Source organism: Bacillus sp. z26, assembly GCF_058313635.1.
On the sequence record NZ_JBZFQM010000003.1, the window covers coordinates 90,944 to 102,064 of the forward strand.

General features: G+C 38.2%; 13 protein-coding genes and 2 riboswitches. All 13 genes read right to left on the bottom strand.

Annotated elements, in window-relative coordinates; translation table 11 throughout:
* Positions 1–13: 13 nt before the first annotated feature.
* The 13 genes from sufU to AC4G3K_RS10905 all read right to left on the bottom strand — a co-directional run bounded on the left by sufU (position 14) and on the right by AC4G3K_RS10905 (position 10,873).
* Positions 14–448 carry a Fe-S cluster assembly sulfur transfer protein SufU gene (sufU, locus tag AC4G3K_RS10845; protein ID WP_491077625.1) on the bottom strand — a complete coding sequence of 145 codons (435 nt, stop codon included), beginning with the start codon at positions 446–448 and terminating at the stop codon, positions 14–16.
* Positions 438–1,667, bottom strand: a complete 1,230-nt coding sequence (locus AC4G3K_RS10850) for a cysteine desulfurase (RefSeq protein ID WP_491133300.1) — start codon at positions 1,665–1,667, stop codon at positions 438–440. The genes sufU and AC4G3K_RS10850 overlap by 11 nt, the downstream gene beginning before the upstream one ends.
* On the bottom strand, positions 1,667–2,971 hold the full coding sequence (gene sufD / locus AC4G3K_RS10855) for a Fe-S cluster assembly protein SufD (protein ID WP_491077623.1): 1,305 nt from the start codon (positions 2,969–2,971) through the stop codon (positions 1,667–1,669). Before sufD ends, AC4G3K_RS10850 begins: the two co-directional genes overlap by 1 nt.
* Positions 2,972–2,988: 17 nt before the next feature.
* Positions 2,989–3,774, bottom strand: a complete 786-nt coding sequence (gene sufC, locus AC4G3K_RS10860) for a Fe-S cluster assembly ATPase SufC (RefSeq protein WP_491077622.1) — start codon at positions 3,772–3,774, stop codon at positions 2,989–2,991.
* Positions 3,775–4,110: 336 nt separating this feature from the next.
* Entirely contained in the window at positions 4,111–4,263 is a 153-nt protein-coding gene (locus tag AC4G3K_RS10865) for a YuzK family famiily protein (protein WP_491133301.1), read from the bottom strand.
* 302 nt (positions 4,264–4,565) lie between these two features.
* Positions 4,566–5,399 carry a MetQ/NlpA family ABC transporter substrate-binding protein gene (locus AC4G3K_RS10870; RefSeq protein ID WP_491133302.1) on the bottom strand — a complete coding sequence of 278 codons (834 nt, stop codon included), beginning with the start codon at positions 5,397–5,399 and terminating at the stop codon, positions 4,566–4,568.
* Between the two features lie 12 nt (positions 5,400–5,411).
* Complete coding sequence (locus AC4G3K_RS10875; protein ID WP_491077619.1) at positions 5,412–6,080, bottom strand: methionine ABC transporter permease; 669 nt, start codon at positions 6,078–6,080, stop codon at positions 5,412–5,414.
* The gene (locus tag AC4G3K_RS10880) at positions 6,077–7,108 is read right to left on the bottom strand and encodes a methionine ABC transporter ATP-binding protein (protein ID WP_491077618.1); all 1,032 of its coding nucleotides are present in this window, start codon (positions 7,106–7,108) and stop codon (positions 6,077–6,079) included. The genes AC4G3K_RS10875 and AC4G3K_RS10880 overlap by 4 nt, the downstream gene beginning before the upstream one ends.
* Positions 7,109–7,223: 115 nt before the next feature.
* Positions 7,224–7,336: riboswitch (SAM riboswitch) on the bottom strand.
* Positions 7,337–7,436: 100 nt separating this feature from the next.
* Positions 7,437–8,756, bottom strand: coding sequence for an O-acetylhomoserine aminocarboxypropyltransferase/cysteine synthase family protein (locus AC4G3K_RS10885; RefSeq protein ID WP_491077617.1), 1,320 nt, complete (start codon positions 8,754–8,756; stop codon positions 7,437–7,439).
* A gap of 91 nt (positions 8,757–8,847) precedes the next feature.
* Positions 8,848–8,956, bottom strand: a riboswitch (SAM riboswitch).
* 311 nt (positions 8,957–9,267) lie between these two features.
* On the bottom strand, positions 9,268–9,549 hold the full coding sequence (locus AC4G3K_RS10890; RefSeq protein ID WP_491077616.1) for a thioredoxin family protein: 282 nt from the start codon (positions 9,547–9,549) through the stop codon (positions 9,268–9,270).
* Positions 9,524–9,919 (bottom strand): toprim domain-containing protein, encoded by a 396-nt coding sequence (locus AC4G3K_RS10895; protein ID WP_491077615.1) that lies wholly within the window; start codon positions 9,917–9,919, stop codon positions 9,524–9,526. Before AC4G3K_RS10895 ends, AC4G3K_RS10890 begins: the two co-directional genes overlap by 26 nt.
* 144 nt (positions 9,920–10,063) lie before the next feature.
* Positions 10,064–10,447, bottom strand: coding sequence for a glycine cleavage system protein GcvH (gene gcvH / locus AC4G3K_RS10900; protein ID WP_491077614.1), 384 nt, complete (start codon positions 10,445–10,447; stop codon positions 10,064–10,066).
* Positions 10,448–10,519: 72 nt separating this feature from the next.
* Positions 10,520–10,873: an arsenate reductase family protein gene (locus AC4G3K_RS10905; RefSeq protein ID WP_491077613.1), complete on the bottom strand. Its 354-nt coding sequence runs from the start codon at positions 10,871–10,873 to the stop codon at positions 10,520–10,522.
* Positions 10,874–11,121 lie beyond the last annotated feature (248 nt).

An 11,121-nucleotide genomic window follows, 5' to 3' on the forward strand; every position in this document is an offset into this window, starting at 1 on the left:
TACCTTGTCATTTTTATTTTTCGTTAAGCCCTTTTTCCATAGCTTTCCAGGCAAGCGTTGCGCATTTAATCCGTGCTGGAAACTTACATACACCCTGTAGGGCCTCTATATCACCAAGGTCCAAATCACCTTCGTCATATTCCTTGCCTAACATCATATTTGAAAAAATTCCAGCAAGTTTCATTGCATCCTCGATGCTTTTTCCTTTAATGATTTGTGTCATCATAGAAGCAGATGACATTGAGATAGAACAACCTTCTCCATCAAACTTTGCATCGTGTACAATTCCATCTTCTACTTTTAGAGTAAGGTGGATTCGATCTCCACAAGTAGGATTATTCATATCAATCACAAGGCTGCCGTCTTCCAGACTTCCTTTGTTCCGTGGATTTTTATAGTGATCCATAATTACTTGCCTGTAAAGGGTATCTAGATTATTAGAAGCCATTACTGAAATACTCCTTTGTTTTAACGAGTCCTTCGGCCATACGGTCGATATCTTGTTCCGTATTATATAGATAGAAACTAGCTCTCGCCGTTGACGAAGCATTTAACCATTTCATAAGAGGCTGTGCACAATGGTGCCCTGCTCTGATGGCAATCCCATCAGCATCCAGTACGGTAGCTACATCATGCGGATGAACATCCTCAAGATTAAATGTAACTACCCCAGCTCTTGATTTAGGATCTTTAGGACCATAGATTTGCAACCCATCAATACCTGATAATTTATCAAGTGCGTAAGCAGCAAGCTTATGCTCATGCGCTTCAATATGGTCAAGGCCAATTTCATTTAGGAAATCGATTGCGGCTCCCAGTCCAATGGCGCCTGCAATTATAGGTGTGCCAGCTTCAAATTTCCATGGAAGCTCTTTCCATGTAGAATCCTGCAACCCTACAAAATCAATCATCTCTCCGCCAAATTCAATTGGTTCCATTTTCTCCAGATATTCCTTTTTCCCATACATGACACCAATGCCTGTTGGTCCACACATTTTGTGGGCGGAAAAGGCGAAGAAATCACAATCAAGATCCTGAACATCCACTTTCAGGTGGGGAGTGCTTTGCGCACCATCGACCACCATAACGGCACCATGTTCATGTGCAATTTTGCCGATTTCTTTAACTGGATTGATCACACCGAGTACATTCGATACATGCATGACCGACACAATCTTAGTTTTTGAAGTGATTACTTCTCTAACTGTTTCAATCGAAATGGTACCGTCTTCCTCAAGTGGGATATATTTTAGCGTGGCGCCAGTAGCCTTAGCTACTTGCTGCCACGGAATGATATTACTGTGATGTTCCATCATACTGATCACAATTTCATCTCCAGCTTGAAGATTTGATTTTCCGTAGCTGGCTGCAATCGTATTAATAGAAGTCGTTGTTCCTCTTGTAAAGACAACTTCTTCGATGGATTTGGCATTAATGAACTTTCTTACCTTTTCACGAGCTCCCTCATAAGCATCCGTAGCTATTGTTCCAAGCGTATGAACACCACGGTGTACATTTGAGTTATACCGTTTATAATACTCATCAATAGTCTGAATGACGGATACTGGCTTCTGTGATGTTGCTGCACTGTCCAGATATACCAATGAATGACCATTGACTTTCTCATTTAAAATTGGGAAAAGTTCTTTAATAGTAGTTGGAATCATTATTTAACTTTCCTTTCAATTACCTCTGTTAACTGCTTTTTAACAGCCTCTACAGGTAACTGATTGACTACTGGGGCAAGGAACCCATGGATAATTAAACGTTCTGCATTTGACTTACTAATCCCTCTGCTCATTAGATAATAAAGTTGAGTAGGATCCACACGGCCAACAGAAGCTGCGTGGCCTGCTGTTACATCATCTTCATCAATCAACAGAATAGGATTCGCATCCCCACGTGCTTTTGGACTAAGCATTAATACTCTGGATTCCTGTACGGCGTCAGATTTAGTTGCACCATGTTCAATTTTACCGATTCCATTGAAAATAGAAGATGCTTCATCTTTCATAACACCATGCTTCAGGATATATCCATTTGAATTTTTACCAAAATGAATCACTTTCGTTGTAAAGTTTTGGATTTGTTTACCCGTACCAACAACTACTGTTTTAGTATCACCATAAGCACCGTTACCATGTAGGTTCGTAATATTTTCTGAAATCGTATTGCCATCGTTCATTAAGCCCAATGCCCATTCTATTCTTCCATCATTTCCTACAGATGCATTACGGTTTACATAGGTTTTCATGTCTTTGGATAATGTGTCAACTGCACCATATTTAACGGTTGCATTGTCTCCGACTACTACCTCAGAAATGATATTTCCAATGGTTTCTTTCCCATCAACCAGTGAAATATAGTTTTCAACGTATGTGACGGAGCTGCTCTCTTCTGCAACAACTAGTACGTGATTATATAACTCAGTATCCGCATGATCAATCATGAATACAGCCTGGATTGGTTCTTCCACTACCACATTGCGTGGAATATAAAGGAAAGCTCCCCCATTAAAAAGGGCTGCATGCAAAGCTGTCAGCTTATTCGTATTTACAGGGACACTTTTCGTCATGAAGTATTTTTGCAATAGTTCAGGATGATCTTTAGCAGCAGTTCTGATGTCTGTAAAAATAACCCCTTTATCACGCAGCTCCTGCGAAAGTGTTAAATATGCAGCTGTATGGTTTCGCTGTATATATAAACTTCTATTCTCATTAGGATTGATCAGTTTCTTCACGTCTTCAGTGAGTTCATCAATAGAAGTAAATGTCTCACTTGTAACGGAGTTCACTTTCATATCCTCTAAATTCCATTTATCAATCTTCGTTTTATCAGGTTTAGGCATAGGCAGCTCAACTGAGGCAGAAAGAGCGTCTAAACGGAAGCTTTCAAGCCAGGCAGGCTCACTATGTCCTTTTGAAAAAGAAGATATAACGTCTTTTTCGAGTAATGTAGTTTCGATTGTCATAACGATCCTCCTATAGCTTATGCTTCAATTTCTATTGTTTCGTCTTCAATACCTAATTCTTTTTTAATCCAGTCATATCCTTCTGCTTCCAAACGTTGCGCTAGTTCCGCACCGCCGGATTTCACGATTTTACCTTGCATCATAACGTGAACATAATCTGGAGTAATATAGTTCAATAAGCGTTGATAGTGAGTAATCATTAGGCAGCCAAAATTTTCGTTTCTCATTTGATTGATTCCTTTGGAAACAACTTTTAGAGCATCGATATCTAGACCGGAGTCGATTTCATCAAGAATCGCAATAGCTGGTTCCAACATTAATAATTGCAGGATTTCATTACGTTTCTTTTCACCGCCAGAAAATCCTTCATTTAAGTAACGTTGTGCCATGTCTTGGTCCATTTCTAATAAATCCATCTTTTTATCCATTTCTTTAATGAATTTCATCAAAGAAATTTCTTCTCCCTCTTCACGTTTACTATTTATAGCAGAACGCATGAAGTCCGCATTTGTAACTCCAGTAATTTCACTTGGGTATTGCATAGCTAAAAACAGACCGGCACGAGCACGTTCGTCTACTTCCATCTCTAGTACATCTTCCCCATCCATTGTAATAGAGCCACTTGTTACTTCATATTTTGGATGACCCATAATAGCAGAAGACAATGTAGATTTCCCTGTACCATTTGGTCCCATAATTGCGTGAATTTCTCCACCTTTAACTTCAAGGTTTACACCTTTAAGAATCTCTTTACCTTCTATTGCTACGTGTAAATCTTTAATTGTAAGAACTGAACCAGCCATTCTTATACCTCCAATATATAGTCATCTAAGTTTTAGATTATTTCTATTCTCAATTTATTCTCATTACAATCTTATAACAAATCAAATCTAGATTCAACTTTTTGAAATAAGAAATTACATATAATGGACACAATATGCTACCATACTACTAACCTTTATTGACATTATAAAGTTAATTTTTGTGAAAGAAAAGAACCATCATTTTCTGCCTTCCACTAGCTCTGAAAAATAACGACAATCGTATTTTTTTAAGAATAATCTTAAAAATATAAAAACAGGCAAAGGAAAACAACTCGTTTTTCCTCTGCCTGTTTTAAGAAAATATTCATTTATCCATTATCCATAGACTCTTCTATTCACATCATTTAAGATTTGATTGCTCTTCATATAGCTGCGTTCACGCTTTTCTTCTACTTTCATGCGCACATTCAAATTCTGGCTGTATACTTGATATCCAACCCCGTGTGCCTGTCTCATCGCTTTATCCATTTCATCTGTTACTCTAAGTTGTAACTGATTAACAAAGATAATAAATCATTCCTTTCCATTTATTATGAAATAAGTGTATCACTCTGTATAAAAACCCTCAAAGTCTATATACCACTCTGAGCGCATCTTAAAAGCGATATTGCTTATTTATTTAAAGAAATTCTTACTCATTCAAAAAAATGATACCAAAGAGACTTACATTTATGGTTAAAAGCGATCAAAAGCGATGTCTGGGAAACCATAATATAATAGAAGAAAAAAGGTACAGCCGCTAATTTCGACTGCACCTTTTCGTTTAGATATTATTTAGTTGCAGGGATAACAGACCCTTTGTATTCCTCAGTAATGAAGTCCTGAATTTCTTTTGAATGAAGGACTTCAACTAATGTTTTAATTTCTTTTTTATCCTTGTCATCAGATCTGACAGCAACAATGTTTACGTAGGGATTATTTTCAGAACTTTCCAATGCAATAGCGTCTTCTGCGGGCACAAGATCTGCTTCGATTGCATAGTTGGAATTAATTAGAACTGCATCACCTTCGTCATTATTATAAACCTGTGTTAACATAGGCGCTTCAATATCTGTTTTAAATTTTAAATTCTTAGGATTATCTGCAATATCATCTACCGTTGCAGCTGTTTTATCAATGCCTTCTTCCAGCTTTATTAAACCTTCAGTTTCAAGCATGGATAACATACGGCCATGGTCAGCTATTGAATTGCTCATAATAATCGTTGCGCCTTTTGGAAGATCATCCAGGCTTTTGTACTTTTTGGAATACACACCAATCGGTTCGATATGGACACTTCCTGCATTGGCAAAATCATATCCATTATCTTTAACTTGGCCTTCGAAATACGGAATATGTTGAAAGTAATTCGCATCAATTGATCCGTCTTCTAAAGCTTTATTTGGCATCACATAATCTGTAAACACTTCAACTTCTAGTTTAATGCCTTTTTCTTTAAGTAAAGGCGCTGCTTCTTCCAGAATTTCCGCATGCGGTACATTTGAAGCACCAATTTTAATTGTTTTTAAATCTTTGTCACCTGACTTGGATTCATCGCCCGACCCTCCGCAAGCTGTCAATAGAAGAGTTAATCCTAAAACAAGTATGAATGATAACTTTTTCACTTTGGTTCCTCCCTATCGTTTGTCTAATTTTCTTGTTATTAAATCTCCAATAAATTGGATAATAAATACTATAATCAATACTAAAACAGTGGCGACAAACGTGACATCTGTTTGACCGCGGCTAAACCCTTCCGTATAGGCGAGGCTTCCCAGTCCGCCCGCACCAATCATACCAGCCATCGCCGTATATCCAACCAATGCAATGGCAGTAACCGTTATACCTGATACTAACGCAGGCAATGATTCAGGTATTAAAACCTTTCTTATAATCGTAAATGAAGTAGCACCCATAGATCTTGCGGCTTCAATCACACCTTTATCAATCTCGCGCAACCCAATTTCAACCATTCGAGCATAGAACGGGGCCGCACCAATAATTAAAGCAGGTAAAGCGGCCTTAACACCGATAATACTTCCAACCAAGGCCTTTGTGAAAGGGATAAGCAGGATAATCAAGATGATGAAAGGAATCGAACGGAATATATTAACGAAAGCTCCTACGATTCCGTATACCATTTTGTTTTCCCACATATTTCCCTTTGAGGTCAAAAATAAAAGGAGACCCAGTATAATTCCCAAGAAAAAAGTTGCAACTAATGAGATACCAGTCATATATATGGTTTCCCAGGTTTTTTCATAGATACGTTCCCATACTACATTTGGAAATAATGTTTCTATCATCCGGACATCACCTCCACACCAATTTCCTGTTTGTGGAGATAATCAATGGCCTTTGAAACTTCAGTTGCATCCCCGTCAACATGAATAAACAATGTTCCGTAAGATCCATGCTGAGTCTGTGAAATTTTACCTTGCAATATATTGACATGAATTTTATAAGAGCGAATGACTTCTGATAAAACAGGCGTTTCAGCAGATTCGCCAATAAAAGATAATTGAACAACTTTTCCCGTCGGATATTCCGTAAGTAAATGTTCGATCGTATCTTTCGTTTCTTCCGGCTCAGTAACTTGCTGTACAAATCGCTTTGTAATCGGGGCAGTTGGTTTTTTAAATACATCAAGCACTTGACCACTCTCCACTACTTTCCCCATCTCCATCACGGCTACGCGATGGCAGATTTTACGTATAACATGCATTTCATGCGTAATTAATACGATTGTTAAGCCCAGCCTTTTGTTTATATCAACAAGTAATTCTAAAATATCATCTGTTGTCTGCGGATCAAGCGCTGATGTAGCTTCGTCACAAAGAAGTACTTTCGGATTATTTGCTAAGGCCCGTGCAATTCCAACCCGCTGTTTTTGACCGCCGCTTAACTGGGATGGGTAGGCATTTTCACGTCCATCCAATCCAACCAGATTAACAAGCTCCTTTACTCTCTTTTTGCGTTCCTTGCTTGGTATACCAGCAATTTCTAAAGGAAACTCTATATTTTCACTGACTGTCCTTGACCAGAGAAGATTAAAGTGCTGAAATATCATACTTATTTCCATTCTGGCTTTTCTTAGTTCAGCGCCTTTAATAGCAGCCATGTTTTTACCTGCTACTACTACACTGCCTTCGGATGGTTTCTCTAAACCGTTCAGCATTCTAATCAAGGTACTTTTTCCTGCTCCGCTGTACCCGATGATTCCAAAGATCTCTCCCTTTTCAATTGATAAAGAGACTTGATCTACTGCTTTGACAGCTGATGAACGTTTAAAAGTTCCAGAGAAGGTCTTCGATACATCACGTAATGTAATCATGAAAAGTTCACCGCTCTTTCTATCAACATCTAATTTTAAGATAGTTTTCAGTTAAAATAAAAATGCCTTTCTGCGGAGGCAGAAAGGCATGATTAGTATATAAACATGTTCCTTTCTCTCATCTCCCAGGATTTATAACATCCTGTGTGAATTGGCACCTTTTCAATCTAATCGATTGCCGGTTGCCGGGCTTCAAAGGGCACATCCCTCCACCTCTCTTGATAAGAGTACATAACACACTATTCAATTTAAATCTAACTGTCTGCTATCCTATCATGTTTTAGAAAGAACTGTCAACACCAAAGTCTTCTTCGAATGGTCAAAAATGTTATTTCAAAACTTCTTTAATCGAAGATATGCCTGTTGCCTTTTCTATCGCCAGTTCCAATTCTTCAATTAAATCTTCTGTATTTTCAATGCCGACGGAAAGTCTGATTAAATCCTCCTGCACACCGGAGGCTTTTAATCCCTCCTCATTCAGTTGCTGATGAGTCGTGCTTGCCGGATGAATAATTAAGCTTTTTGCATCACCCACATTTGCCACATGGGACCATAACTCAATGGAATCAATCAGCTTTTTACCTGCCTCACGTCCTCCCTTTATACCAAAAACAACAACTGCCCCCGCCCCTTTCGGTAAATATTTCTTCGTTTTTTCATAGTCACCGTGATCTGGATCTCCAGGATATAAGACCCATGATACTGCTGGATGTTGTTTTAAATAATCGACTATTATTCTCGTATTTGCGACATGCTCCTTCATTCTTACATGCAGGGTTTCCAGTCCCAGAATAAATTGAAAGGCGTTAAATGGACTAAGGGACGGACCCAAATCTCTCAATAACTGTACTCTTGCCTTCACGATAAACGCCCCTGCTCCAATTGCCTCACTATAAATCAAGTCATGATAACTTGGGTCCGGTTCAGTAAAACCAGGGAATTTAGGTGAATTCCAGTCAAACTTACCTCCATCTATTATGACCCCTCCCAGTGTGGTTCCATTTCCAAGCAGCCATTTCGTAGCAGAATGGACGACAATATCTGCTCCAAATTCAATAGGTCGGCTTAAATAAGGAGTCGCAAAAGTATTATCAATGATTAAAGGAATTCCAGCTTCATGAGCAATTTCCGCTACCCTCTCAATATCCAGCACTTGCAGACTTGGATTTCCGATGGTCTCTCCAAAAATCGCTTTCGTCTTTGAAGTAATGGCTTCTCTGAAATTTTCCGGATCGTCTGGATCTACAAATTTCACATGAATCCCATACTTAGGAAGAGTATTGGCGAATAAATTATAGGTTCCGCCATATAGAGTAGAGGCTGATATGATTTCATCACCCGCACCCGCAATATTTAAGATAGAGAGTGTGATAGCTGCAGCACCACTTGAAACTGCCAGTGCTCCAATTCCACCTTCGAGTTCAGCTATGCGTTCCTCAAATACACTTGATGTGGGGTTATGGATCCTTGTATAGATATATCCGGGTTCAGCTAATCCAAATAAGTTCGCAGCGTGATCTGTATCTTTAAATACATACGCATTCGACTGATAAATCGGTACACTTCTCGCTCCTGTTAATGGATCTTGCTGTAAGCCTCCGTGTATACCTACTGTTTCAAACCGATACTTCTTTTGCTCATTAGCCATTCCACATCTCTCCATTTCGTTTTAAGTAGAGAATTAAGTAAATGAAAAAAACTCTTCCTAAATATAAGAAGAGGCAGGCATTTTCCATCTCTCCTTATCTCCCGGATTTGTTTGTATCCGCAGGAATTGGCACCGTGTATTATAAAAATACCGGTTGCCGGGCTTCAACGGGCCAGTCCCTCCACCTCTCTTGATAAGAATCAAGCTAGTATTAAGTTGTTAAAACTATAGCATAGGAAAAAACAACAGTCAACAGATTATTCTGAATATTTAAACAAAAAGATAAATCATTCATGATTTTAGCTTCTACTATTCTTCAATCATTAATAAATCATTTTATCTGGCTACATGGAAACTATGCCAAACAACCGAGAACCCGGGCTATAATAAGAGCATCTTACAAATATCTTCACGCAATCTGACATATAAAAAGTATGCAAAAGTGAATGTCAATTATATAGACATTCACTAGCAAATAGTCATCGACATATTTCCTGAGAAATAATCCCTACTAATCTATCATTAGTTTCAATCGATCTACGAGATACGGAACGGAATGAAAGGCATATATTTTCTCTATTACCTGGTTGTCTTTAATTAATATGAGGCATGGTACACTTTCAATTTGATATTCTTCTGCAAGTTCTTTTGCAAAGTTGAGATTAATTTTTTCCAATGGTGCACTTGGGAGAACTTCTTTTGCAATATCAAGCATTCTGCCTGCTAATTGACAGGTACCGCAAAGAGGGGTATACGTATAGATTGCTTTATTGTTCGTGGTTAGATCGTTCATTTTTAATAACATCCTTCATTTGTTTTAAGAATTCAGCCTTTACATCAATATTGGCTCCCAAAAGAATCGTTGCCAAATGATATCTTGGCGCATTTGCCACTTCCCGATATGTTCGATCAATATATAAATGAGAAGCATTTGGCATTTCTTGACGCAACTGTTTTCTTAATTTTTCTCCGGATTCATCAGCATCTGCCAGAATGTATACGTCCTTATGTTCAAGCATTTCAACCAATTCATCTAATTTTGATAAACTGATTGTTCCATTCGTACATATAATTTCTACAGATTCATTAAGAATAGGCTGTATCTTTTTGCGGTCGGTAGACCCTTCTACAATTATTACCTTTTCATTTTGAGTATCCAGCATGATTAATCACCTTTTGTCCGGAGACTATGTTAAAAACACAAAGATACTCTCCATTTTCGTTACAAGTATCTTACCCTAACCTCCTGAAAAGTATCAATTGATTAATAGTAAACTTAAAAAGGAAAGAAGCAAGCTTCTCTCCCTTTAATCTTCGCTAGTTGCTGTTTCGTATTGGCCAGCATCCATTAGCTCATCGTATTCGCTTCTTTCGGATGGTTCAATCACTAACATCCATGCTTTTTCATATGGAGATTCATTTACGTATTCAGGATTATCCATTAATTCTTCATTTACTTCAACAACTGTACCACTGATTGGAGCATATAATTCAGATACCGTTTTAACTGATTCCACACTGCCGAAAGGCTCGTTGCGCGTTAACTCATCCCCTACTTCAGGAAGCTCGACAAAAACGATATCTCCCAATTCTTTTTGAGCAAAATCTGTTATTCCAATTCGAATCCTGCCGTCCTCTTGTTTTACCCATTCATGCTCCGCTGTATAACGTAATTCCGCTGGAATGCTCATGATCCTAATCCCCCCAAATATATATATGGTTCTTCCTCATCATGACATCAAACTGCTCATTTTACAATAATTTCATGCCCATGAATTTTGGAAATTTTCTTCCTTAAAACCGACTGTTACTCTCTCTCCATTATAGGCGATTGGACGCTTAATTAACATCCCGTCAGATGCAAGCAAGGTTAGCATTTCCTCTTCTGACATTGCCTTTACTTTATCCTTTAATCCAAGCTCTCTGTATTTCATTCCACTTGTATTAAAAAACTTTTGAAGAGATAATCCGCTTTTTTTATAAATTGTTTCCAACTCTTCTTTGGATGGTGGATTTTGTGCTATATCGATTTCTTGGTAGGAGACTTCCTTTTCATCAAACCATTTCTTTGCTTTTCTGCATGTCCCACATTTGGGATACCAATAAAATGTAATCATCTTTTCACCTCAATTGAAGCATACCATATTTTTTTAGCCTGCTTAAACTGATTTACATATGCTTAAATAAGTGTTCATTTCGGTTAACACTATTTTCTGCAGAATGGGCTCGCTATCCCCGGGCAAGCATCAACCCTCCTCGCACTCTGCGCTGCAGGGTCTAGGGTACGCTTGGTCTTCTCGCAGGAGTCTCTCCCATTCTACAGAAATAGGACACTTTGTTATATATGAGAATCCTCAGATACGGC